The following is a 24,805-nucleotide window of genomic DNA, read 5'->3' as shown; positions in this document are numbered from 1 at the left end:
AAGGCGCCCGTAGCTCAGCTGGATAGAGCATCCGCCTTCTAAGCGGATGGTCGCAGGTTCGAGTCCTGCCGGGTGCGCCATTAGGCAGCTTTGGCACAAGTAGCGCGATATGGTGGGCGTAGCTCAGTTGGTAGAGCACGGGATTGTGACTCCCGTTGTCGTGGGTTCGATCCCCATCGTCCACCCCATATTTCGAAAAGCGCCAGATTTAACGGTCTGGCGTTTTTGTTTTAAAAGCTTCATCCGCGGATGTGGTGGAATTGGTAGACACACTGGATTTAGGTTCCAGCGCCGCGAGGCGTAAGAGTTCGAGTCTCTTCATCCGCACCAATTAAAGCTTCATTTATGCCTTTGGGCTGGTGAGGTTCAACAAAGAAGTTGTTTGGCTTTTTTGTTACGCAATATGGTGGGCGTAGCTCAGTTGGTAGAGCACGGGATTGTGACTCCCGTTGTCGTGGGTTCGATCCCCATCGTCCACCCCATATTTCGAAAGGCGCCAGATTTAACAGTCTGGCGCCTTTTTTGTTTTAGCGATTTGAAAAGTCGGCGATTGCCGCTTTCGAGTCGCAAGAGCAGGGCGCTTCGTCGAATTTATGTTGCTCGATGATGCTGTGCTGCTCGTCGAGCTTGCTTGCAAGGTCGGCCGTCAGGGAATGATTGGTCGCCGCTTCTATATATAGAAGAGGTCGGCGCAGAGCCCTGGCGTGATTGGTTGTATTCGCCTCGGGGGCGCGACGCATCCGTGCATCGGCTCCTATAAATTGCCTGCTGTTTTTTTACCCGTTTTCAGTAGGGTGACTTCTTGAGTTTGACCCACTAGAATGCATGCCCTTGATTCTGGGGTCGGAAACGGCCGGCTAACGTCTGTGCAACGAGGAATATCCATGCAAGTTTCTGTTGAAAATACTACTGCTCTTGAGCGCCGCATGAGCGTCACCGTGCCGGCTGAGCGTATTGAGAGCCAGGTCAACAAGCGTCTGCAGCAGACTGCCCAAAAGGCCAAGATTGCTGGCTTCCGTCCAGGCAAAGTGCCAATGAGCGAAATCAAGCGCCGTTTCGGTGCTGATGCTCGTCAGGAAGCTGTTGGTGATGTCATCCAGTCCTCCTTCTACGAAGCTGTGGTCGAGCAGAAGCTGAACCCGGCTGGTTCGCCTGCAATCGAGCCAAAGTCGCTCGAAGCTGGCAAGGATCTGGAATACGTTGCCGTATTCGAAGTGTTCCCTGAGTTCACCGTTGCTGGTTTCGAAGGTATCACCGTTGAGCGCCTGAGCGCTGACGTGGCTGACGCTGACCTGGACAAAATGCTCGACATCCTGCGCAAGCAGAACACCCGTTTTGAAGTGGCCGATCGCGCTGCCCAGAACGAAGACCAGCTGAACATCGATTTCGTTGGCAAGGTCGACGGCGAAGTGTTCGCTGGCGGCTCCGCCAAGGGCACTCAGCTTGTGCTGGGTTCCGGCCGCATGATCCCGGGCTTCGAAGATGGCCTGGTTGGCGCTAAGGCGGGCGAAGAGCGCGTTCTGAACCTGACCTTCCCAGAGGACTATCAGAACCTGGACCTGGCTGGCAAAACCGCCGAGTTCACCGTGACTGTAAACACCGTTTCCGAGCCAAAGCTGCCTGAGCTGAACGAAGAGTTCTTCGCTCAATTCGGCATCAAGGAAAGCGGTATCGACGGTTTCCGCACTGAAGTTCGCAAGAACATGGAGCGTGAACTGCGTCAGGCGATCAAATCCAAGGTCAAGAATCAGGTAATGGACGGTCTGCTGGCCACCAACCCGATTGAAGTGCCAAAGGCTCTGCTGTCCAACGAAGTCGACCGTCTGCGCGTGCAGGCTGTTCAGCAGTTCGGTGGCAACATCAAACCTGACCAACTGCCGGCCGAGCTGTTCGAAGAGCAAGCCAAGCGCCGCGTCGTGCTGGGCCTGATCGTGGCTGAAGTGGTCAAGCAGTTCGACCTCAAGCCTGACGAAGCCCGCGTACGCGAAATGATTCAGGAAATGGCTTCTGCTTACCAGGAACCTGAGCAGGTTGTGTCCTGGTACTACAAGAACGACCAGCAACTGAACGAAGTTCGTTCGGTTGTGCTGGAAGAGCAAGTTGTGGATACTGTTCTGCAGAAAGCTAGGGTGACCGACAAATCGGTCTCTTACGAAGAAGCGGTCAAGCCGGTAGAAGCTCCAACAGCCGACTGATTGTTTTTGCGTTAAGAAGTGCTCACATAAGCCAGCTCTCGAGCTGGCTTATGCGTATTCAAGACATAACTATTTGGGAGTGACTGCAGAGCATGTTCCGTAATTCGTATATTCAGCAGAACTCTGATATCCAGGCCGCAGGCGGCCTGGTTCCGATGGTTGTCGAGCAATCTGCTCGTGGCGAACGCGCCTATGACATCTACTCGCGCCTGCTCAAGGAGCGAGTGATCTTTCTGGTTGGTCCGGTAGAGGACTACATGGCCAACCTGATTTGCGCGCAACTGCTGTTCCTTGAAGCGGAAAACCCGGACAAGGACATCCATCTCTATATCAACTCCCCGGGCGGTTCGGTGACAGCGGGCATGTCGATCTACGACACCATGCAGTTCATCAAACCCAACGTATCGACCACTTGCATCGGCCAGGCCTGCAGCATGGGCGCATTCCTGCTGACCGCAGGTGCTCCAGGCAAGCGTTTCTGCCTGCCGAACTCGCGTGTGATGATTCACCAGCCACTGGGCGGTTTCCAGGGCCAGGCATCGGATATCGAAATCCATGCCAAGGAAATCCTCTTCATCCGCGAACGTCTGAACACGTTGATGGCCAAGCACAGCGGTCACACTCTGGAAGAAATCGAGCGCGATACCAACCGCGATAACTTCATGAGTGCAGAAGCTGCGAAGGCATATGGCTTGATCGACGAAGTGATCAACCAGCGCCCAGCGTAAAAATAAGCAGCTCAAAATAGGCTTGGTCGGCTGGTCTGATCAGCGGCGGGCTTGAAAAAGCCCGCAATAGCCTTCATCTTGTGTTGCAAGCCTATCGGATTTGGATCGAACGAATGACTGACACCCGCAACGGCGAGGACAACGGCAAGCTGCTCTATTGCTCCTTCTGTGGCAAAAGCCAGCATGAAGTGCGCAAATTGATTGCCGGCCCCTCGGTCTTTATCTGCGACGAGTGCGTCGACCTGTGCAATGACATCATCCGCGAGGAGGTGCAGGAAGCCCAGGCCGAAAGCAGCGCGCATAAATTGCCTTCGCCTAAAGAAATCAGCGGCATCCTTGACCAGTACGTCATTGGTCAGGAGCGTGCAAAAAAGGTTCTGGCCGTAGCGGTGTACAACCACTACAAGCGCCTTAACCAGCGTGACAAAAAGGCTGACGACGTCGAACTCGGCAAGAGCAACATCCTGCTGATCGGCCCGACAGGCTCCGGTAAAACCCTGCTGGCCGAAACACTGGCCCGCTTGCTGAACGTTCCGTTCACGATCGCCGACGCCACCACCCTCACCGAGGCCGGTTACGTGGGTGAAGATGTCGAGAACATCATTCAGAAACTGCTGCAGAAGTGCGATTACGACGTAGAGAAAGCCCAGATGGGTATTGTCTATATCGACGAAATCGACAAGATTTCCCGCAAGTCCGACAACCCGTCGATCACCCGGGACGTTTCCGGTGAAGGCGTGCAGCAGGCCTTGCTCAAGTTGATCGAAGGCACGGTCGCTTCCGTACCGCCGCAAGGTGGCCGCAAGCATCCGCAGCAGGAATTCCTGCAGGTCGACACCCGTAATATCCTGTTCATCTGCGGTGGCGCTTTCTCGGGTCTCGAGAAGGTCATCCAGAACCGTTCCACCAAGGGTGGCATCGGTTTCAACGCAGAAGTGCGCAGCAAGGAAGAAGGCAAGAAAGTCGGTGAATCCCTGCGTGAAGTCGAGCCTGACGATCTGGTCAAGTTCGGTCTGATCCCGGAGTTCGTCGGTCGTCTGCCGGTCCTCGCGACGCTGGACGAACTGGATGAGGCTGCGCTGATGCAGATCCTCACCGAGCCGAAAAATGCTCTGACCAAACAGTATGCCAAGCTGTTCGAGATGGAAGGCGTCGATCTGGAATTCCGTGCCGATGCACTGAAATCAGTCGCTAAACGTGCCCTGGAACGTAAAACCGGTGCTCGTGGCCTGCGTTCGATTCTCGAAGGTGTGCTGCTCGACACGATGTATGAAATCCCCTCGCAGTCTGAGGTGAGCAAAGTCGTGATCGATGAAAGTGTGATCGAAGGCAAGTCCAAGCCACTGTATATCTACGAAAACAGTGAGCCGACTGCCAAGGCAGCGCCGGACGCATAAGCGTCCACTCTGCCGGAATAAAGAAGGGGCCTTCGGGCCTCTTTTTTTTATGTCGTTTTTTACATCCGCTTTGCGCTTGTTTTTTTTCAAGACAGCCCCCATCTTGGTTTCAAGCTTAATTCCATCTGATTACGGCCATATGGCCGCCGTAGAGGCGAAATCATGAAGACAACCATCGAATTGCCTCTCTTGCCATTGCGTGATGTCGTGGTTTATCCGCACATGGTTATCCCGCTGTTCGTGGGGCGCGAGAAATCCATCGAAGCCCTCGAAGCTGCGATGACGGGCGACAAGCAGATTCTGTTGCTGGCCCAGAGAAACCCGGCTGATGATGATCCCGGTGAAGACGCTCTCTATCGCGTAGGTACCATCGCTACCGTTCTGCAGCTGCTCAAGCTGCCTGACGGCACCGTCAAGGTGCTGGTCGAGGGTGAGCAGCGCGGTACCGTTGAACGCTTCAGTGAGGTCGACGGGCACTGCCGTGCCGAAGTCTCGCTGATCGAAGAAGTCGAGGCTGTCGAGCGCGAATCCGAAGTGTTCGTGCGCACGCTGCTTTCGCAGTTCGAACAATATGTACAGCTGGGCAAAAAAGTCCCGGCTGAAGTCCTGTCTTCGCTCAACAGCATCGATGAGCCGGGCCGCCTGGTCGACACCATGGCTGCCCACATGGCGCTGAAGATCGAGCAGAAGCAGGAAATTCTCGAAATTATCGATTTGTCGGCACGGGTCGAGCACGTCCTGGCATTGCTGGACGCCGAGATCGATCTGCTGCAAGTCGAAAAACGCATTCGTGGTCGCGTCAAAAAGCAGATGGAGCGCAGTCAGCGCGAGTACTACCTGAATGAGCAGATGAAGGCCATTCAGAAAGAACTGGGTGACAGCGATGAAGGCCACAACGAAATCGAAGACCTGAAAAAGCGTATCGACGCTGCGGGTCTGCCGAAGGACGCCTTGACCAAAGCCACTGCCGAGCTGAACAAGCTCAAGCAAATGTCGCCGATGTCCGCCGAGGCCACCGTGGTGCGCTCGTACATCGACTGGCTGGTGCAGGTGCCGTGGAAGGCGCAGAGCAAGGTGCGTCTGGACCTGGCTCGCGCAGAAGACATTCTCGATGCCGATCACTACGGCCTCGAAGAGGTCAAGGAGCGTATCCTTGAATACCTCGCCGTGCAAAAACGCGTGAAAAAAATCCGTGGCCCGGTGTTGTGCCTGGTTGGTCCTCCTGGTGTGGGTAAAACCTCGTTGGCAGAGTCGATTGCTCATGCCACCAACCGCAAATTCGTGCGCATGGCCTTGGGTGGCGTGCGTGATGAAGCGGAAATTCGCGGTCACCGCCGGACTTACATCGGTTCGATGCCGGGAAGATTGATTCAAAAAATGACAAAGGTGGGCGTCCGTAACCCGCTGTTCCTGCTCGATGAAATCGACAAAATGGGCAGCGACATGCGTGGCGATCCGGCATCTGCTTTGCTGGAAGTGCTCGATCCGGAGCAGAACCACAACTTCAACGACCACTATCTGGAAGTCGATTACGACCTTTCGGATGTGATGTTCCTGTGCACCTCGAACTCGATGAACATCCCGCCGGCGCTGCTCGACCGGATGGAAGTCATCCGTCTGCCGGGCTACACCGAAGACGAGAAGATCAACATCGCGGTCAAATACCTGTCGCCTAAGCAGATCACCGCCAACGGTCTGAAGAAAGGCGAACTGGAATTCGACGCCGAAGCAATCCGCGACATTATTCGTTACTACACCCGTGAAGCCGGTGTTCGTGGCCTCGAACGTCAGATCGCCAAGGTCTGCCGCAAGGCGGTGAAAGAGCATGCGATGGAAAAACGCTTCTCGGTGAAAGTGACAGCTGAGCTGCTGGAGCACTTCCTCGGTGTGCGCAAATTCCGCTATGGCCTGGCCGAGCAGCAGGATCAGATCGGTCAGGTCACCGGCCTTGCCTGGACGCAGGTTGGCGGCGAACTGTTGACTATCGAAGCCGCTGTCGTACCGGGCAAAGGTCAGTTGATCAAGACGGGCTCGCTGGGCGATGTAATGGTCGAATCGATCACTGCTGCCCTGACCGTTGTGCGCAGCCGTGCCAAGAGCCTGGGCATTCCTCTGGACTTCCACGAGAAGCGCGACACGCACATTCACATGCCGGAAGGGGCGACCCCGAAGGATGGTCCTAGCGCCGGTGTAGGCATGTGCACGGCATTGGTGTCTGCGCTGACCGGTATTCCGGTGCGCGCTGATGTCGCCATGACGGGCGAAATCACACTGCGTGGTCAGGTACTGGCAATCGGCGGTCTGAAGGAAAAACTGCTGGCGGCACACCGCGGCGGAATCAAGATTGTGATTATTCCGGAAGAGAACGTGCGCGATTTGAAGGAGATTCCTGACAATATCAAGCAGGATCTGCAGATTAAACCGGTTAAATGGATTGACGAGGTCCTGCAAATTGCGCTGCAATACGCGCCGGAGCCCTTGCCGGATGTGGCTCCGGAGATAGTTGCCAAGGATGAAAAACGTGAGTCTGACTCTAAGGAAAGAATTAGCACGCATTAATCGTTTTTGACTGGGTGGCTTCCTTGACAGCTTTTTAGAGCCCTTGTTATAAAGCGGCTCTTAAGTGTTTGTAGGCCATCCAGCACTCGTTTTTGCTTTCACCAAAAAACTTAGAATCATCTCAAAATAGATATAAGGGGACTTAGAGTGAACAAGTCGGAACTGATTGATGCTATCGCTGCATCCGCTGATATCCCGAAAGCTGCTGCTGGCCGTGCGCTGGACGCTGTAATCGAATCCGTCACTGGCGCTCTCAAGGCTGGCGACTCCGTAGTTCTGGTTGGTTTCGGTACTTTCTCCGTAACTGATCGTCCAGCTCGCGTTGGTCGTAACCCACAGACCGGCAAGACGCTGCAAATCGCTGCTGCTAAAAAACCAGGTTTCAAAGCCGGTAAAGCACTGAAAGAAGCGGTTAACTAAGTTTTCAGGTTTTTACCCATCCGGGTCGGGGTTATGCCTGACTTGGCAGCGGAGCGGTAGAGCAGGTCGCTGAAACAGCTGCCTGTAACGCCGGGATCGAGGGTTCGAGCCCTGTCCGCTCCGCCAGTTACGAGAAGGCGCATCCTCGGATGCGCCTTTCTTCTATCCGGATTTTACCCACGCTCCACGGTTGCCTAAATATTGAAATTCAACCGTTTCTGGGGGACGCATGCTGCAGAATATCAGGGACAATTCACAAGGCTGGATTGCCAAGACTATTATCGGGATCATCGTTGTATTGATGGCGTTCACGGGTGTCGAGGCCATTTTCCAGGCTACGACCAACAGCCAGAATGCGGCCACGGTCAACGGTGAAGACATCAGCCAGAATGAGCTCAGCCAGGCCGTTGATATGCAACGCCGTCAACTGATGCAACAGCTGGGCAAGGATTTCGACGCTTCGTTGCTCGATGAAAAAATGCTCCGCGAATCAGCCCTCAAGGGTTTGATTGATCGCAAGCTGCTGCTGCAAGGTGCGGACGAAGCGAAATTTGCTTTCTCCGAAGGTGCCCTTGATCAGGTGATTCTGCTGACGCCTGAATTTCAGGTTGACGGCAAGTTCAGCTCCGAGCGTTTCGACCAGGTGATCCGTCAACTGGGTTACAGCCGTATGCAGTTCCGCCAGATGCTGGCTCAGGAAATGCTGATCGGCCAACTGCGCGCCGGCGTTGCAGGCAGCGGCTTTGTGACCGACGCCGAAGTACTGGCTTTCGCCCGTCTGGAAAAACAGACCCGTGACTTCGCGACCCTGAACGTCAAGGCCGATCCGGCTGCAGTCAAAGTAACCGACGATGAGGTCAAGGCTTACTACGACGAACACGCCAAGGAGTTCATGACTCCGGATCAAGTCGTCATCGATTACCTGGAGCTGAAGAAGGCCTCGTTCTTCGACCAGGTTACTGTCAAGGATGAAGACCTGCAGGCGGCGTATCAGAAAGAGATTGCCAACCTGTCGGAGCAGCGTCGCGCGGCTCACATCCTGATCGAAGTGAACGACAAGACCACCGAAGCTCAAGCCAAAGCGAAGATCGAAGAAGTCCAGGCGCGTCTGGCCAAAGGCGAGAAATTCGAAGCGCTGGCCAAGGAGTTCTCGCAGGATCCGGGTTCGGCCAACAATGGCGGTGACCTCGGTTACGCAGGTCCTGGTGTCTACGACCCAGCCTTCGAAAAATCGCTGTACTCGCTGGCCAAAGATCAGGTTTCCGAGCCGGTTCGCACCGATTTCGGTTTCCACCTGATCAAGCTGCTGGGTGTTGAAGCACCTGAAGTGCCGTCCCTGGCCAGCCTGAAAGACAAGCTGACCCGCGATTTGAAAGCGGCGCAGGTCGAGCAGCGTTTCGTCGAGGCGACCAAGCAACTGGAAGACTCCGCGTTTGAAGCGTCTGACCTCGCTCAGCCAGCAGCAGATTTGAAGCTGACCGTTCACACTTCCAAGCCATTCGGCCGTGAAGGTGGCGAAGGGGTTACGGCCAACCGTGCCGTAGTCACTGCTGCATTCAGCACCGAAGTGCTCGATGAGAGTGCCAATAGCACCGCCATTGAGCTGGATCCGGACACTGTGATCGTGCTGCGTGCCAAGGAGCACTTGAAGCCTGCTCAACTGCCTCTGGAAAGCGTGAGTGCGGCCATCCGCACTCAGTTGACCAAAGAGCATGCCAGCGCTGCAGCCAAGACCAAGGCCGAGAAGCTGATTGCTGATCTGCGTGATGGCAAGGCTCCTCTGGACAAAGCAGTTGACGGTCAGGACTGGAAAACCACCGGAGCGGCCACACGTGGTCAGGAAGGTGTTGAACCGGCGGTGCTGCAAGCACTGTTCCGCATGCCGAAACCGGCTGCCAAGGACAAGCCGACGTTCACCAGTGTGACGTTGCCGGATGGCAGTTTGGTGATCGTTCGCCTCAATGGCGTGAACGAAGCGGCTGCTCCGACGGATGAAGAGAAGGTTCAGTACCGTCGCTTCCTTGCGTCGCGTGAAGGTCAGCAGGACTTTGCGGCGTATCGCAAGCAGTTGGAAAGCAAGGCTGACATCAAGAAGTTCTGATGGTGGTTTGAGCTGTAGTACAAGAAGCCCCGGCCTGTGTGCCGGGGCTTTTTTCTGGGTGTTGCTTTTTCGCCTCGGCGGTCTGTTGGCCGACCACGCTCTTGGGGGGAGTGGGGCGCACATTAAAACAGTGGGAGCCAGCCTGACCGCCGACCAATATCGTCGGAGTGCACGCAGTCTGTGTGGGACCTGGCTTGCCAGCGATGGCAGGTCGATAGGCGACGCATTGGTTGCTGATGCTCTCTTCTGTAACTAACCATTCGGTTTGGGGTGTTGTTGTCGTCGCTTTTAGCCGAGAACTGATTCTGGATTTTGCTGGATTTCCTTCATTGAGTTATCAGCGCGACCTTTTTCCGCAATCTGGGGTCGATAGGCTTGTAACCGTTTCAAGACACTAATCCTTACGCCGCGAGGGCGCGTTCTGTTGCACAATACGCCCCGGACTGTTTTCCCTCAGGATGTTTAATGTTGATTTCCACTTCCCTGCGTGTTGTCGGGTTGGCGCTGTTGTTGGCCGGTGTTGCCGGTTGTGCGAAAGACAAGCCGATGTATGAGCACGAGAGCTTCGATGACTCCGGTACGTTTTCGCGTAATTACCCCGTGACCGACGTTGTCAGTTGCGAAGCGGCGCGTCGTGCGTTGCTGAGTCAGGGCTACATCATTACCAGCAGCGACTCGAAACTGATCAGTGGCCACAAGAGTTTTCAGCAAACCGGCGATACGCACATGGAGATCAGCTTCAATGTGGTCTGTGCCGACGACGGCAGTGCTGGGCACCACGCGACGATGTTCGCCAATGCCTTGCAGGATCGTTATGCGCTGAAGAAGACCAACAACTCGGCCAGCCTCGGTGTCGGCGTGTTGGGCTCGGTATCGATGCCGATCGGCTCGTCGGACGATTCGATGGTCAAGGTCGCCAGCGAGACGGTGACGGCGCAGAAGTTCTATGAGCGCTTCTTCACCTTGGTCGAACAATTTCTGCCGGCAGAAACCAAGAAAGCTGCACATATCGAGGAAAAGCCGAAGACGGATCTGGGCGTGCCTGAGGCAAAAGTGGCCCCCGCGAGCCTGACGCCGGCCGCAGAGCCCGCTCCAGCGCCTGTTACAGCGCCTTTACCAGCATCGGAGCCAGCCGTGACCGCGCCTGCGCCCGCTGAACCGGCACCGGTCAGTTCCGAGCCGGTAGCGCCTCCTGCGGAGTCGACCCCGATTGCTCCGGCACCCAGTGCAGAGCCTGCGCCGGCTACCGAAACCATCACGCCACCGGCCAATCCCACGGACATTCCGCCGCCGTCCGAGCCGATTCCGGCAATGCCAGCCTCCGGCCAATAATCCCACGACTCGACTCGTCCCCTGTAGGAGCTGCCGAAGGCTGCGATCTTTTGATCTTGAAATCATCAAGGATCGAGCCTTCGGCAGCTCCACAGAGGAATATCTCGTTACATTCCCCTGACAAAAATCCCGCGATAAATTCCTGACCGCCTGCTACGTTTTATTCATGAAGGCCAAGCTTCACTTTTCCTTCACACGGGCACGTTATGCTCGAGGCACTGGGCATTAGCTCAGGCCCATTCAACAGAGCGGCAGGGGGATTACGCGATGGATGACTATCAGGAAGAACTGCTCGAATACCAGGCCTACGAACTGGATTCGCCAGAGCCGGCGGAAGACGCTACCGAGCTTTAAGGTGTCAGGCTGTTTTACGATGACTGCGGCGGAATTCGCCCGGCGTCTGGCCGCTCCAGCGTTTGAACGCTCGCTGGAATGCTTCGGCTGAAGCAAAGCCGAGCAGGTAAGCGATTTCGCCGAACGCCAGTTCCGTATCGCGGATGTAGGTCATCGCCAGATCACGGCGAGTGTCGTTGAGGATCGCGCGAAATTGCGTGCCTTCCTCAGTCAGTTTGCGTCGCAAGGTCCATGTCGGCAGCTTCAGGCGTGCCGCCACTTCTTCCAGGTCGGGTTCTCGGCCACCATTCAATAACGGCCCAAGCAGTTGCGTGATGCGTTCGCGCAGGCTGCGAGTACGGGTCAGTTGCTCCAGCTCTCTTTCACACAGCTGCAGCAGATGCCGCCAAGTGCTCGGGCAGTGCTCGGGGTTGCGCAGGGCGAGGCTGGCCAGGTTCAGGCGCAACTGGTTGCGCTCGGCGCCGAACTGGATCGGGCAATCACCCAGGGCAGCGTAAGCGTCGCGATAATCGGGCGCATCGAATTCGATTTCAACGCGTTCAGCCCGCAGCGGTTCGCGGCTGACACTGGACAGTTGATGCAGCCAGCCGGCGATGATCGAATCCACCACGAAACGGTTATAGGCGTTGTACGGGCTGATCGAATAGAAACGCAGCCATGCGCCAGTGGCGTCCTCGTGAAAGCTCGACTGGCCGCGGTAATTGGAACCGTACAACGGTTCGAAGCGGATCAGGCAGCGAGCGGCCTCACGTACGGTAGGCGCCTGTGATGCGGTGACACCGGCCAGTCCCGCCTGGCTCAAGCGACTGAGCTGGCCCATGCGCAGGCCGAGGGCCGGATCCCCGGTCAATTGAATCGCGCCATGCCCCAATCGCATGTAACGCGGAATCGACAGTCGTGCCCCGGCCTCGGCCAATCTTGCCGCATCCAGTGCGTATTGCTCGAGCAGCGGCTGTGGGTCGGCGCCGTGACTGCGAACCGCATCGGCGAGGCTATGAACGAAACCCACCGACAGATCCCCAAGGCGCATCGGCAGCGGCTTCATCGCTTACAACCAGATATTCAGCATACGTGCGCCACGGGCTTCACCGTCGGCGAACTGCTGGCCGTTGCTGTTGAGGAAGCTTTGGCCTGCGCCTGATTTATCCCAGAACTGCCCACGCAGAAACACACTTATACCGGCCACTGCATGGCTGCTGGGCGGTTGCGCGGTCAAGGTCAGGCGATGCCAGGCCTGGCCTTCGCTGACTTCGCCGGGCTTGAGACTGACGGAACTTGGTGTACTCGAACTCTTGTAGCCACGCCATGGCTGATTCCATGCACCCTGACCGAAGACCTGCGCCGGCACGGCAATTAATTGCGCGCCTTGTTCGTCGAGTTTGCGGTAGTTGTCCGGATACCAGCTGTCGCTGCCGATGAGTACGCCAAGACGCCCGGCCGGGGTATCGACAACGTTGATCGTCTTTTCATTGGCCTGAATGACATCACGCTGGCTGAACACCGGGTGCAGTTGCCGCTGCGGCTGGCCGAGCGGTGCACCGTCGCGACCGAAGACCACGCTGCTGTTGTACAGCGCACCGCTGCCAGGTTTGAGCTGACCGTCACGGATGCTCGGCTCGGGCAGAACGATTGAGCCGGCCACCAGCGTCACGTGAAATTCCTTGGCCAGGCCGCCGAACAGCGCCTGGTAGTCCTTGGCCATGGTGCGCGATTTCATGCGCAGGTGAGCATCGTCGAGACGGTCTTTGCCCTTGGCGCTCAGCCAGGCACGGGCGAATAACAATGGGTTGCTCGCCGCCAGCCAATTCATCGCCTCGGCGAGGGTGGGGGCTTGATAGAGCTCGTCTTTTTCGCCGCTGATCATTAACCAGGTGCCGACATGTTCCGGCAACACCACCACGGTCTTGTCATTCAACAAGCCTTGATCCTGCGCTTGCTGCAAGTACGCCGCGAGTTTTCGACGCAGGCGCGCGGGGCTTTGGTAGTCGGTGGGGAACAGTTCCGGCTGGATGCCCAGCAGATTACCTCGGTCGGCGGGCGTGCCCTGATCGACCGCCAGTTTGATGCGCAGGTCCGACAGGTAATGCCCCGCAGGCCGGTCTGCCGCCCACATGGCGTAGGTGGTGAGGACGGCAACGAGGGCCATGGAAAAAAACAGGTACAAAAGTTTGCGCATGAAAACCAACAACGACCGGGTACAGGGTATGGCGACTAGGGTAGGGCCCAAGGTCTGGCTTGCCAAGGGGCGCTGCGCATTTAGATCATTAACTTGTCAGTTACGGTCATTGAGTGACAGCGATGCGACTTTTAGTCTGTCGAACATGACTGACGGGGGACGCAGAGCTCCCGCAATTTTTCCGTGATCGCTCGTTGTGGAGTTACCGATGACCGCCGCTCATTACCCGCACCTGTTGGCCCCGCTGGACCTGGGATTCACCACGCTGCGCAACCGCACCCTGATGGGCTCGATGCACACCGGTCTTGAAGAAAAGCCGGGTGGCTTCGAGCGCATGGCAGCGTACTTCGCTGAACGTGCCCGTGGCGGCGTCGGCCTGATGGTGACTGGCGGGATCGGCCCGAACGACGAGGGCGGTGTGTATTCCGGTGCAGCCAAATTGACCACCGAGGAGGAAGCGCTCAAGCACCGTATCGTCACCCGCGCGGTGCACGAGGCGGGCGGCAAGATCTGCATGCAGATCCTCCATGCCGGCCGTTATGCCTACAGCCCGAAACAAGTCGCGCCGAGTGCGATTCAGGCGCCGATCAACCCGTTCAAGCCAAAAGAGCTCGACGAGGAGGGCATCGAGAAGCAGATCAGGGATTTCGTCACCTGTTCGGTGCTGGCGCAAACCGCCGAGTACGACGGCGTGGAAATCATGGGTTCGGAAGGTTATTTCATTAACCAGTTCCTCGCCGCGCACACCAACCATCGCACCGACCGTTGGGGCGGTAGCTACGAAAACCGTATGCGTCTGCCAGTGGAAATCGTGCGCCGCGTCCGTGAGGCGGTCGGCCCCAATTTCATCATCATCTTCCGTCTGTCGATGCTTGATCTGGTCGAAGGTGGCAGCACCTGGGACGAGATCGTCATCCTCGCCAAAGCCATCGAGCAGGCCGGGGCGACCATCATCAACACCGGCATCGGCTGGCACGAAGCGCGTATTCCGACCATCGCCACCAAGGTGCCGCGTGCGGCATTCAGCAAGGTCACGGCCAAGCTGCGTGGCTCGGTGAGCATTCCGCTGATCACCACCAACCGCATCAACACGCCGGAAATCGCCGAGCAGATACTCGCCGAAGGCGATGCCGACATGGTCTCGATGGCGCGGCCGTTTCTTGCCGATCCGGACTTCGTCAACAAGGCTGCCGAAGGTCGCGCTGACGAGATCAACACCTGCATCGGCTGCAACCAGGCCTGCCTCGACCACACCTTCGGCGGCAAGCTCACCAGTTGTCTGGTCAACCCGCGTGCCTGCCATGAAACCGAGCTTAACTATCTGCCGGTGCAGCAAATCAGGAAAATCGCCGTGGTTGGCGCCGGCCCTGCCGGGTTGTCCGCCGCGACCGTGGCTGCCGAGCGTGGCCATCAGGTGACGTTGTTCGATTCTGCCAGCGAAATTGGTGGCCAGTTCAACATCGCCAAACGCGTGCCGGGCAAAGAAGAGTTTTTCGAAACCCTGCGCTACTTCAACCGCAAGCTGCAAACGACTAACGTCGAGGTGTGCCTGAACACCCGCGTCGACGTAGCGAAACTGGTTGACGGCGGTTACGACGAAATCATCCTCGCCACGGGTATTGCACCGCGCACTCCGGCGATTCCGGGCGTGGAAAATGCCAAGGTGCTGAGCTATCTCGACGTGATCCTCGAGCGCAAACCGGTTGGCAAACGCGTGGCGGTAATTGGTGCGGGCGGCATCGGTTTCGACGTCTCGGAATTCCTCGTTCACGAAGGCATTGCCACCAGTCAGGATCGCGCCGCGTTCTGGAAGGAGTGGGGCATCGACGCCAAACTCGAAGCCCGTGGTGGCGTGGCCGGGATCAAACCTGCGCCGCACGCGCCGGCTCGCGAAGTGTTCCTTTTGCAGCGCAAGAAAACCAAGGTCGGCGACGGTCTGGGCAAAACCACTGGCTGGATTCACCGTACCGGGCTGAAGAACAAGCAGGTGCAGATGCTCAACAGTGTTGAATACCTGAGCATCGACGACGAAGGCCTGCACATCCGCATCGGCGAAACCGGCGAGCCACAGTTGCTGGCGGTGGACAACATCGTGATCTGCGCGGGGCAGGACCCTTTGCGTGAACTGCACGATGGCCTGGTAGCGGCCGGGCAAAACGTGCACCTGATCGGCGGTGCTGATGTGGCGGCGGAGCTGGATGCCAAGCGTGCGATCAATCAAGGGTCGCGTCTGGCTGCAGAGCTCTGATCAACCGCTATCGGTAACGGACCAACCCCTGTAGGAGCTGCCGCAGGCTGCGATCTTTTGACTTTGTTTTTCAAGAACAAGATCAAAAGATCGCAGCCTGCGGCAGCTCCTACAAGGGTTTTTTTGGCTGGTAGACTGTGATCTTTTTCAGGTCATGCGGTGCTTATGTTTTTGCCTGCGCAAGCTCCTCTTGAACTCGTGCAACTCGACTGGCTCACCGCCGCCAATGTTGAAGTCGCCATCCTGCGCCTCGATCAAATCGACCCACTGATCAGCGGTAACAAGTGGTTCAAGCTCGTTGAACATCTGAAAGCCGCCGATCGCAACGGTGCCAAAGGCATCATCAGTCTCGGCGGCGCGCACTCCAATCATTTGCACGCGCTGGCGGCGGCGGGTAAACGGCTAGGGTTCAAAACGGCGGGGCTGCTGCGCGGTCATCCACAACAAACGCCAACTGTCGCCGATCTGCAGGCGTACGGCATGCACCTGCATTGGCTGGGTTATGGCGGTTATCGGGCGCGACATGATCCGGGGTTCTGGGAGCCGTGGCAGGCGCGTTATCCAACTCTGCATGCGGTGCCAGAGGGCGGTGGCGGATTAGCCGGGGCGCTGGGTTGTGCCGCGATCAAGGCGCAGGCCGATGCGCAATTGAGCCATTTGGGTTGGAACGATTATCACGGTTGGTGGCTGGCCTGCGGCACCGGGACGACGTTGGCCGGGCTGGCACTCGCCGAGGCGGGGGCGCATCCGGTTTACGGCGCGTTGGCGGTGCCTGAGGATCACGGCGTGGCGGCGCAAGTCGAGTCGATCCTGCAGGAGTCCGGCCGGCGCAAGGCTGACTATGAGCTGATCGATGCCAGTCGCGGCGGTTTTGCCAAGGTTGATTCGGCGTTGCTGGCGTTCATTGCACAGACCGAGCTGGACAGCGGCGTACCGTTGGAACCGCTGTACACCGGCAAGGCGTTGCTGGCGCTCAAGCAGCAGGTCGAGGCGGGTAAATTCGCCAGCGGCACACGCTTGGTCTTCGTGCATACAGGTGGATTGCAGGGACGGCGGGGGTTCTCCCACAACCTTCTTGTAAGTTGAGCTTTTGTGGGCAGGGGATCTATCGATGGCCAAAGAGCGCCGCTGCTGTGTCTCGGCCGGGACCACCCCCGCCTAGGCTCAACCCGATGGCGCGTTTTTGCGCTGAGTGGTCTGAGTTTTGTTCAATGTACTGGTGCGATCTGGATGTGTTCTATGGCGATGCGTGAAGTGGCTGAATTTAATGGCTGTTCATTGTTTTTGTAGTTTGGATTTGAAGGTTGAGTGTTGGTGTTACGGCTTGTTGTTTATATTCTGTATTTGACTTCGGATTGCCTGGTTATGTCGTGCTGTTTATTGTGTGGGCAAGTCCTCGGGTAAAAGTAATTGCTTGGGGTGTTAATGTTGTTTGATTTTTCAAGTGGATTATTTATGTTCTCTGATAAAAATAAAAACGCTCATGTTATTAAAAAGGCCATGGCCAAACGACCTGTCTCCAAACCGAAACCAGTGGGCAAGCCAGTGCCGGTCAAACCTGTAGTGCCGGTCAAGCCTCTCATCAAGCCTGTTAAACCACTCAAACCAATCGTCAAGCCGGTCAAGCCGATTGGGCCAGTCAAGCCCGTTAAGCCCGGCTCGCTCACCAAACCTGTAATTACCGGCGGCACTGTCGGGCCTGTTGTAACGAAAAGGCCACCCATGCCTTGGCCGACCATCAACTTCAATATTGATCCGGTTGCTCTGGCGACACTTATTATCAGTTTGGGCGGAATCCTCAATACTGATGGCTCTGCGTCCCTTCCCGATGGCAGTCTGGTTGATACGAGTAAGAACCTACTCGAGGGGCCCGATGGCGTTATCCATCACCAGGACGGCCGTGTCGAGTTTCCTGATGGCCGCATTATCTGGCCGGATAATACGATCGAACATCCGGATGGCCGCATTGTTTGGGAAGATGGAACAGAACAACTTCCTGATGGCAGTATCAAGTATCCGGACGGCCTGACCTACGATGCGCAAGGTAACCTTGTCTCGTAATAAGTTGTGGGTTGGCCATGTTGTAAAGTTTCGTGATGCTCTGCGTCTCGATCAGTAAAACAGAAACACCGCCGACTGGCTCTCAAGTCGGCGGTGTTTTTTTATTGCAAGTTAGCAGGATTGCGGCATTTCACCGTTGGCCAGACGTTTGTTGATGTCGGCAATCACTTCCGGCAGATCGCTAATAGTGTCGATCATGTAATGCGGACGCGAGCTTTCGAACAGCGCATGGATACGCGCGCGTTCGCTGGCCAGTTCATCGCTGCCCAAGGCACGGAAGCCCTCGTAATCCAGGCCCAGCGCGTTGCCCGAGCAGATCAGCGCCACGGTCCACATTCCGGCGCGGCGACCCTCGAGGATGCCCGGGACGGTGTCGTCGATCTTCACGCAGGCGCCGACGTCGTCGATGCCCAGCGCAATGACGTTGGCCAACGCCTGTGCTGGCCAAGGGCGGCCGTTCGGCACTTCGTCGGTGGCGACCACATGGTCGGCGATGTAGCCGTTGGTGGCGGCCAGTTCGACGACTTTATCCATCACCTGTTTCGGGTAGCCGGAGCAGGAGCCGATCTTGATGCCTTGCTGGCGCAGGTTGGCGATGGTGTCCAGGGCACCGGGAATCAGCGCCGAGTGTTCAGCGATTTTCTCGATTTGTAGCGGCATGAAGCGCTCGTAAATGGCGGTCACGTCATCGTCGGTCGGCGTGCGGCCGAACGCTTTGCGGTAACGTTCGGCCACCTGCGGCTGATCGCACAGGGTGCGGATGTGATCCCACTTGCCCATGCCCATCGGGCCGCGGGCCTCTTCAATGGAAACCTGAACGTCGAATTCGGCGAAGGCTTCGACAAAGATCTGCGTCGGGGCGAAGGAACCGAAATCGACCACGGTGCCGGCCCAGTCGAGGATGGCGGCTTGCAGCTTGGTTGGGTTGGTGTAGTTCATGATGTTGAAAATCCTGTGTTGGCAATGCAATTCAAATGTGGGAGCGAGCCCGCTCGCGAAGGCGTCAGATCAGTCGATATCAAGGTTGAATGTTCAACCGCATTCGCGAGCAGGCTCGCTCCTATAGGTATTAGGGGGGGTTAGATTTCTAACACTTCCATCTCGCGCAATACTTCGCCCACCGCCGCCACGGCCTGGCGCATTTGGTCCGGGCTGACATGACCGATGCAGCCGACGCGGAAGGTTTCGACCTGAGTCAGTTTGCCGGGATAGAGGATGTAGCCCTTGGCCTTGACCCGTTCGTAGAAATCCTTGAACTGATAACGCGGGTCATTGGGCGCGTGGAACGTTGCGATGATCGGCGCCTGAATCGCTGCTGGCAGAAAGCTGCGCAAACCGAGTTTGCCCATCTCTTCCATCAGCGCCTGGCAGTTGGCGGCGTAGCGCGCATGCCGCGCCGGCAGGCCACCTTCTTCGTTGTATTGCAGCAGGGCTTCGTGCAGCGCCGCGACCACGTGGGTCGGTGGGGTGAAGCGCCATTGCCCGGTCTTCATCATGTAGGCGTGCTGGTCGAACAGGTCCATCGCCAGTGAGTGCGAATTGCCGGCGGCTGCGGCCAACGACTCTTTGCGTGCGAAGACAAAACCCATCCCCGGCACGCCTTCCAGGCACTTGCCTGACGCGGCGATCAGCGCATCGAATGGCACTTGCTGCGCATCCACCGGCAGCGCGCCGAAGGAGCTCATGGCGTCGATGATCAGGCGCTTGCCGTGTTGCTCGACGACGTGAGCGATTTCCGCCAGCGGATTAAGAATGCCGGTGCTGGTTTCGCAGTGGATCAGCGCGACGTGAGTGATAGTGCTGTCGGCGCGCAACAGACGGTCGACGTCGGCGGCGGTGGTCGGTTCGTCTTCAGCGGTTTCGAAAGTGCTGAACGAGCGGCCCAGCACTTCGCAGATTTTCGCCAGTCGCTTGCCGTAGGCGCCGTTTATCAGCACCAGTATTTTGCCGTCGCGTGGCACCAGCGTGCCGATCGCTGCCTCGACCGCGAAAGTGCCGCTGCCTTGCAATGGCACGCAGTGGTGGGTCGCGGCGCCGTTGAGAATCGCCAGTAATTGCTCGCAGAGGCTGGCGGTCAGTTGATTGAAGCGGTCATCCCATGACCCCCAGTCGACCATCATCGCCTGGCGGGTGCGGGCCGAAGTGGTCAACGGGCCGGGAGTGAGCAGGATGGGTTCGGCGGTACTCATTCGTGTGTCCTCGGATAGCGCTGTGGGATGAAGCTACGGGGCCTAAGTTGCAATTTGCCGTTGCATCAATCAAATTGTTTGTTGTTATGCCAGCCATCAACGAGAGTTATTCATGAACCTGTTTCAGCTGCGCGCCTTCGATGCCGTGGCGCGCGAGGGCAGCTTTACCCGCGCCGCCGCACGGTTGTTCATCAGCCAGCCGGCAGTGACCGGGCACATCAAGGCACTGGAGGAGCATTACCAGATCACGTTGTTGCGACGCACCGCGCGACGGGTCGAGTTGACTGAGGAAGGCACCAAACTGGCGGCGATCACTCGCGCAATGTTCGGTTTGGCGGAAGAAGCGCAAACCATGCTGGAGGCCAACCGCCAGTTGTTGACCGGGCGGCTGGAAGTGGCGGCGGACGGCCCGCACATGGTCATGCCGATGCTGGCCAGTCTGCGTGCGCGCTATCCGGGGATCACGGTGAATCTGCGTTTGGGCAATGCCCAGGAAACGCTGGCGGCGTTATTGTCGGAACACGCCGACGTCGCGGTGCTGACCGAAGTCGAGCCGCGCAAGGGACTGCATCTGCAAGCGTTGAGCGAATCGCGGATTTGCGCACTGGTGCCGGCGGGGCATCCGTGGGCAGCGCGCGCCACAGAGGTGAAACTCAAGGAACTGGATCAGGTGATCATGGTGCTGCGTGAGCCGAGTTCGATTACCCGGCGCACATTTGATCTGGCCTGCACGCAGGCGTCGATTCATCCGCGCGTGTTGCTGGAGCTGGACAGTCGCGAGGCGGTGACCGAGGCGGTCGCGGCCCAGCTGGGCGTTGGCGTGGTGTCATCGGTGGAAGTCAGCCACGACCCACGGGTGGTGGCGATTCCGATTGTCGGGGAGGGCTTGGTCAATCGGCACATGATCGGTTGCATGGAGCGGCGGCGGGAGTTGCGCTTGATTCAGGCGTTTTTTGGATTGGCGCCAGCCTGATAAACCTTGGCGCCCTCATCGCTGGCAAGCCAGCTCCCACAGGTTTCTCTGGTGTACGCACAATTTGTTAAAGGCTGAAACCCTGTGGGAGCTGGCTTGCCAGCGATTGGGTCAGCGCCGTTCACACAAGGCTTTCGCGAACCATATCCAGAAACGTCGCCACCACCCGCCGCGAACTCTGTTCGCGCAAGCACACCAAAGTTTCGGTCAAGCGTCGGGTGCAGTCGGTGATCGGCAACGCGCAAACCCTTGAGTCGGCGCCAAACTCGGCCGCTGAAACCACGCCCACACCAATCCCCACCACCACCGCCTCGCGCGCCGCTTCCCGGCCTTCGACCTGAATCGCCGGACGAATGCGAAACCCCGCCCGAGCCATTTCCTCCTCAAGCGTTTGCCGGGTCACCGAACCGTGTTCGCGCAATACCAGCGGCGTGTCATCCAGGTCCGCCAGGCAGATCGACTCGCGCTCGGCCCACGGGTGATTGCGCGAAACAAACGCCACCATCGGATCGTTGCGCAGCGGTACGCACAACAAGCGTTCATCGCTGACATCACGCCCCAGCAACGCCAGATCGGCCTGATAGTTAAACAGGCGAAACAATGATTCATCGGTGTTACCGGTCTCGATTTTCACGTTGATGCCAGGGAAACGCTCGCAGAACCGCGCGATCTGCGGCAGCACATGCACCGGCGCATCCACCGCCAGAATCAGGCTGCCAGTCTGCAACGCCTGGGATTCCTGCAATAACTCCTGTGCTTCCGCTTCAATCACAAACAGGCGCTGAGTGATCGCGAGCAAGCGTTCGCCCAGATCGGTCAGGCGTACCGAACGTTTGTTGCGATGAAACAGCAAAACCCCAAAGCGTTCTTCGAGTTTGCGCACCTGGTCGGAAATCGCCGGTTGCGTGAGAAAAAGACGCTGAGCGGCTTTGGTGAAGCTTCCATGCACGGCCACGGCGTGGAACGCTTTGAGTTGGGCGTGGGAAATTGACATGGTCGCTCCAGTTAAAAGCTGAGCTTATGTGTGAAATACGATAAATCGATTTTATTTATTAAACAGTAATTGCTTTGATCGGCTCACGCCACCGCCGACTGCTCGATCGAACAGCGGCGCTGGCCATGAGCCTGTGCGTGCAACAGCAGGACTCATCTGACCGGTATCGCCATAGGGATGGGGTGATATCGCAGTGCTCAACAATAAAAAACACAGGCGTTTACTTAACGATTCTGCCGGCACACTCACACCCTGAGGTCAGAACCACAATGAACAAGCACATCGGCACCATTGCGCGTTGGCGCATGCAGATTTTTGCTATCACATGGCTCGCGTACGCCGCTTTCTATTTCACTCGCAAAGCATTCTCGGTGGCCAAACTGGGCATCGGCGAAGATCCAGATTTCATGCTCGACAAAATGACCATGGCCAACCTCGATGCCATCTATCTGGCGGCATACGCCATCGGGCAATTCACCTGGGGCATGCTTGCTGACCGCTTCGGCCCAAGGGTTGTTGTGTTCGGAGGCTTGCTGATTTCTGCGGCGGCGGCACTGGTGATGGGCAGTTTCGCCACGCTGCCGATCTTCGCCACCTGTATGTTGATTCAAGGGTTGGCGCAGTCCACGGGATGGTCGGGGTTGTGTAAAAACCTCGGCAGTTTCTTCCCGGCCAAGCAGCGCGGGCGAGTGCTCGGCTTGTGGAGTTCTTGCTACGCATTTGGTGGGCTGGTGGCGTCGCCGTTCGCCGGTTGGTGGGCTTACACGCTCGTCGGCAGCTGGCACGCCGCGTTTTTCTCCAGCGCGGCAGTGGTGGCGGTGGTGGCGGTGTTGTTCTTTATCTTCCAGCGCGACAAACCGGAAGATGTCGGCCTGCCGGCGGTGGAACCGGAGCCTGTGTTAAGCGCCGAAGAGACCGAAGCCAACAGCAAGCTCAGCGTTTGGGAGCCGTTGAAGGAAATCCTGCGTAATCGCACGGTGCTGGTGCTGGGCCTGGCGTATTTCATGTTGAAACCGGCGCGTTACGCGATCCTGCTGTGGGGCCCGGTGATCGTGTTTGAACAGATGCCCAGCGTCGGCAAGGTGGGTGCGGCGATCATCCCCACTTCGTTCGAGCTGGCCGGGCTGCTTGGGCCGATCATGATCGGTCTGGCGTCGGACAAATTGTTCGGCGCTCGGCGCATGCCAGCCTGTGTGATCAGTCTGCTGGCGCTGACGGTGACGCTGGCGCTGTTCATGGCTGCCTTGCAGAGCGGCAGTGTTTTGCTGGTTGTGGCATTGCTGTTTGTCATGGGCCTGACCCTGTACGGACCCGACTCGATGATCAGCGGTGCGGCCGCCATCGATTTCGGCAAAGCCAAGGCCGGGGCCACCGCCGCCGGATTCGTCAACGGCTGCGGCTCGGTCGGCGCCGTGCTTGGCGGCTTGCTGCCGGGCTACTTCGACACGGTGACGGTGTTCATCGTCTTCGCCGGTTGCGCACTGTTCTCGGCGCTGGTGTTGATTCCGCACTGGAACAGCCGTCCGGTCGGTTTCATGGAGCCGCGCGCGTCCATCCCCAACTGCCCCTTGACGATCAAACCTCTGCGTAACTGAAACCCCTTTGCCTCGCGGCCTGCTGCGGTGTTCGCGGCAGGCTGTGTCGTGGCCAACTGACTGGAGAAAACCCATGAGACCGTTTTGGCTGGAGCAGGCCCTGCAGGCCGACACCTCCGAAACCTGCCCGCCGCTGCAGGGCGAAGTGCGCACCGACGTGTGCATCGTCGGCGGTGGTTACACCGGGTTGTGGACGGCGATCATGCTCAAGCAACAAAACCCCGAACTCGATGTGCTGCTGATCGAAGCCGACATCTGCGGCGCCGGCGCCAGTGGGCGTAACGGCGGGTGTGCGCTGTCGTGGTCGGCCAAATATTTTACGCTTGAGCGCTTGTTCGGCGTTGAGGAAGCGGTGCGTCTGGTCAAGGAATCCGAACGCAGCATTCATGCGATCGGCGAGTTCTGCGAGCAGTACGGCGTCGATGCCGACTACCGGCTCGATGGCACGCTTTATACCGCGACCAACCGTGCGCAGGTCGGTTCGACTGATGCGGTAATCGCTGCGCTTGAGCGCAACGGGATCAACTCGTTCACTCAACGTCCGGTGGCTGATGTGCAGCGCATGGCCGGTTCCAGCAAGCATCTGGAAGGCTGGTTTTCGCCGGCAGCAGCCAGTGTGCAACCCGGCAAACTGGTGCGCGGGTTGCGCCGTGTAGCACTGGAGTTGGGCGTGAAGATTCATGAAAACACGGCAATGACCGGTTTGGAGGAGGGCCGACCAGCCCGCATTCGCACGGCCAACGGCAATGTGCAGGCAGACCGCGTGGTGTTGGCGATGAACGCGTGGATGGCCCGCGCCTTCCCGCAATTCGAACGCAGTGTGGCGATTGTTTCCAGCGACATGCTGATCACCGAACCGCGTCCGGATCTGTTGCAGGAAATCGGCTTGACCAGTGGGGTCACCGTGCTCGATTCACGAATTTTCGTGCACTACTACCACAACACCCCGGATGGCCGGATCATGCTCGGCAAGGGCGGTAACACCTTCGCTTTTGGCGGGCGGATGTTGCCGGTGTTCGATCAGCCATCGCCTTACGCGGACCTGCTCAAAACGAGCCTTGGCGATTTTTTCCCGGCGTTTGCCGATGTCAAAGTCGACGCGACCTGGAACGGCCCGTCAGATCGCTCGGTCACCGGTTTGCCGTTCTTCGGTCAGATGAGCAGCAGTGGCAATGTGTTTTACGGTTTCGGCTATTCCGGCAGCGGCGTCGGCCCGTGTCACATGGGCGGGCAGATTCTGGCGTCACTGGTGCAGGGGCTGGACAATCCGTGGACGCGCTCGCCGTTGGTCAACGGGCCGATGGGTTATTTCCCGCCGGAGCCAATCCGCTACCTGGGATCGTTGATGGTGCGTAACGCCATCCGCCGCAAGGAGCGCGCCGAAGACCATGGCCACCGGCCCCGGCATCTGGACGTGCGCCTGGCTAAATTTGCCGCGGCGGCAGGCAAGGCTGACAAGGGCTGACAACCGCATGACCGCAAA

At 58.0% G+C, this 24,805-nt stretch carries 19 protein-coding genes and 4 tRNA genes; 17 read left to right on the top strand and 6 right to left on the bottom strand.

Annotation, left to right across the window (positions count from 1 at the left end):
* Positions 1-3: 3 nt before the first annotated feature.
* From AB4P97_RS13150 to AB4P97_RS13135, 4 genes are all read left to right on the top strand, one after another.
* Positions 4-80: transfer RNA gene (locus AB4P97_RS13150), tRNA-Arg, on the top strand.
* Between the two features lie 32 nt (positions 81-112).
* A tRNA-His gene (locus tag AB4P97_RS13145) sits at positions 113-188 on the top strand.
* 57 nt (positions 189-245) lie between these two features.
* Positions 246-330 (top strand) — tRNA-Leu (locus tag AB4P97_RS13140).
* Between the two features lie 76 nt (positions 331-406).
* A tRNA-His gene (locus tag AB4P97_RS13135) sits at positions 407-482 on the top strand.
* A 45-nt stretch (positions 483-527) separates the two neighbouring features.
* Here AB4P97_RS13135 and AB4P97_RS13130 read toward each other — a convergent pair.
* On the bottom strand, positions 528-740 hold the full coding sequence (locus AB4P97_RS13130) for a hypothetical protein (RefSeq protein WP_042559950.1): 213 nt from the start codon (positions 738-740) through the stop codon (positions 528-530).
* 144 nt (positions 741-884) lie between these two features.
* Here AB4P97_RS13130 and tig point away from each other — a divergent pair, with 144 nt between their 5' ends.
* The 7 genes from tig to AB4P97_RS13095 all read left to right on the top strand — a co-directional run bounded on the left by tig (position 885) and on the right by AB4P97_RS13095 (position 10,732).
* Positions 885-2,195, top strand: coding sequence for a trigger factor (gene tig, locus AB4P97_RS13125; RefSeq protein ID WP_395602797.1), 1,311 nt, complete (start codon positions 885-887; stop codon positions 2,193-2,195).
* A 92-nt stretch (positions 2,196-2,287) separates the two neighbouring features.
* A complete protein-coding gene (gene clpP / locus AB4P97_RS13120) occupies positions 2,288-2,923 on the top strand; it encodes an ATP-dependent Clp endopeptidase proteolytic subunit ClpP (RefSeq protein ID WP_042559948.1) in 636 nt (211 codons plus the stop codon).
* 113 nt (positions 2,924-3,036) lie between these two features.
* On the top strand, positions 3,037-4,320 hold the full coding sequence (gene clpX, locus AB4P97_RS13115) for an ATP-dependent Clp protease ATP-binding subunit ClpX (protein WP_042559947.1): 1,284 nt from the start codon (positions 3,037-3,039) through the stop codon (positions 4,318-4,320).
* 162 nt (positions 4,321-4,482) lie between these two features.
* Entirely contained in the window at positions 4,483-6,879 is a 2,397-nt protein-coding gene (lon, locus tag AB4P97_RS13110; protein WP_042559946.1) for an endopeptidase La, read from the top strand.
* 147 nt (positions 6,880-7,026) lie between these two features.
* Positions 7,027-7,299 (top strand): HU family DNA-binding protein, encoded by a 273-nt coding sequence (locus tag AB4P97_RS13105; protein WP_008077714.1) that lies wholly within the window; start codon positions 7,027-7,029, stop codon positions 7,297-7,299.
* 229 nt (positions 7,300-7,528) lie between these two features.
* Entirely contained in the window at positions 7,529-9,400 is a 1,872-nt protein-coding gene (locus AB4P97_RS13100; RefSeq protein ID WP_042559945.1) for a SurA N-terminal domain-containing protein, read from the top strand.
* A gap of 465 nt (positions 9,401-9,865) precedes the next feature.
* The gene (locus AB4P97_RS13095; protein ID WP_395602796.1) at positions 9,866-10,732 is read left to right on the top strand and encodes a DUF2242 domain-containing protein; all 867 of its coding nucleotides are present in this window, start codon (positions 9,866-9,868) and stop codon (positions 10,730-10,732) included.
* Between the two features lie 358 nt (positions 10,733-11,090).
* On the opposite strand, the gene AB4P97_RS13090 is transcribed toward AB4P97_RS13095, so the two are convergent.
* A complete protein-coding gene (locus tag AB4P97_RS13090) occupies positions 11,091-12,131 on the bottom strand; it encodes an AraC family transcriptional regulator (RefSeq protein ID WP_042559942.1) in 1,041 nt (346 codons plus the stop codon).
* Between the two features lie 3 nt (positions 12,132-12,134).
* Positions 12,135-13,262: a carbon-nitrogen hydrolase family protein gene (locus tag AB4P97_RS13085; protein WP_115147294.1), complete on the bottom strand. Its 1,128-nt coding sequence runs from the start codon at positions 13,260-13,262 to the stop codon at positions 12,135-12,137.
* 208 nt (positions 13,263-13,470) lie between these two features.
* On the opposite strand from AB4P97_RS13085, the gene AB4P97_RS13080 reads away from it, so the two are divergent.
* The 3 genes from AB4P97_RS13080 (at position 13,471) to AB4P97_RS13070 (ending at position 17,571) form a co-directional block, all read left to right on the top strand.
* The gene (locus tag AB4P97_RS13080; protein WP_395602795.1) at positions 13,471-15,510 is read left to right on the top strand and encodes an FAD-dependent oxidoreductase; all 2,040 of its coding nucleotides are present in this window, start codon (positions 13,471-13,473) and stop codon (positions 15,508-15,510) included.
* A gap of 165 nt (positions 15,511-15,675) precedes the next feature.
* Positions 15,676-16,596: a 1-aminocyclopropane-1-carboxylate deaminase/D-cysteine desulfhydrase gene (locus AB4P97_RS13075; protein WP_395602943.1), complete on the top strand. Its 921-nt coding sequence runs from the start codon at positions 15,676-15,678 to the stop codon at positions 16,594-16,596.
* Positions 16,597-16,935: 339 nt separating this feature from the next.
* Positions 16,936-17,571 (top strand): hypothetical protein, encoded by a 636-nt coding sequence (locus AB4P97_RS13070; protein ID WP_395602794.1) that lies wholly within the window; start codon positions 16,936-16,938, stop codon positions 17,569-17,571.
* A 111-nt stretch (positions 17,572-17,682) separates the two neighbouring features.
* Here AB4P97_RS13070 and phnX read toward each other — a convergent pair whose 3' ends face one another.
* A complete protein-coding gene (phnX, locus tag AB4P97_RS13065) occupies positions 17,683-18,510 on the bottom strand; it encodes a phosphonoacetaldehyde hydrolase (RefSeq protein WP_047302014.1) in 828 nt (275 codons plus the stop codon).
* 140 nt (positions 18,511-18,650) lie between these two features.
* Positions 18,651-19,760, bottom strand: a complete 1,110-nt coding sequence (locus AB4P97_RS13060; protein ID WP_042559937.1) for a 2-aminoethylphosphonate--pyruvate transaminase — start codon at positions 19,758-19,760, stop codon at positions 18,651-18,653.
* 112 nt (positions 19,761-19,872) lie between these two features.
* On the opposite strand from AB4P97_RS13060, the gene AB4P97_RS13055 reads away from it, so the two are divergent.
* On the top strand, positions 19,873-20,733 hold the full coding sequence (locus AB4P97_RS13055; protein WP_042559936.1) for a LysR substrate-binding domain-containing protein: 861 nt from the start codon (positions 19,873-19,875) through the stop codon (positions 20,731-20,733).
* A gap of 121 nt (positions 20,734-20,854) precedes the next feature.
* Here AB4P97_RS13055 and AB4P97_RS13050 read toward each other — a convergent pair whose 3' ends face one another.
* A complete protein-coding gene (locus tag AB4P97_RS13050) occupies positions 20,855-21,727 on the bottom strand; it encodes a LysR family transcriptional regulator (protein WP_115147298.1) in 873 nt (290 codons plus the stop codon).
* 269 nt (positions 21,728-21,996) lie between these two features.
* Here AB4P97_RS13050 and AB4P97_RS13045 point away from each other — a divergent pair, with 269 nt between their 5' ends.
* Both AB4P97_RS13045 and AB4P97_RS13040 read left to right on the top strand, forming a co-directional pair.
* The gene (locus AB4P97_RS13045) at positions 21,997-23,322 is read left to right on the top strand and encodes an MFS transporter (protein WP_395602793.1); all 1,326 of its coding nucleotides are present in this window, start codon (positions 21,997-21,999) and stop codon (positions 23,320-23,322) included.
* A 73-nt stretch (positions 23,323-23,395) separates the two neighbouring features.
* Positions 23,396-24,787, top strand: a complete 1,392-nt coding sequence (locus AB4P97_RS13040) for an FAD-dependent oxidoreductase (protein WP_047302008.1) — start codon at positions 23,396-23,398, stop codon at positions 24,785-24,787.
* Positions 24,788-24,805: the final 18 nt, after the last annotated feature.

Source organism: Pseudomonas sp. A1230, from assembly GCF_044218825.1.
GTDB lineage: Bacteria > Pseudomonadota > Gammaproteobacteria > Pseudomonadales > Pseudomonadaceae > Aquipseudomonas > Aquipseudomonas iridis.
The sequence above is the reverse complement of the archived record's forward strand: the minus strand, read 5'-3'. Positions and strand labels throughout refer to the sequence as shown.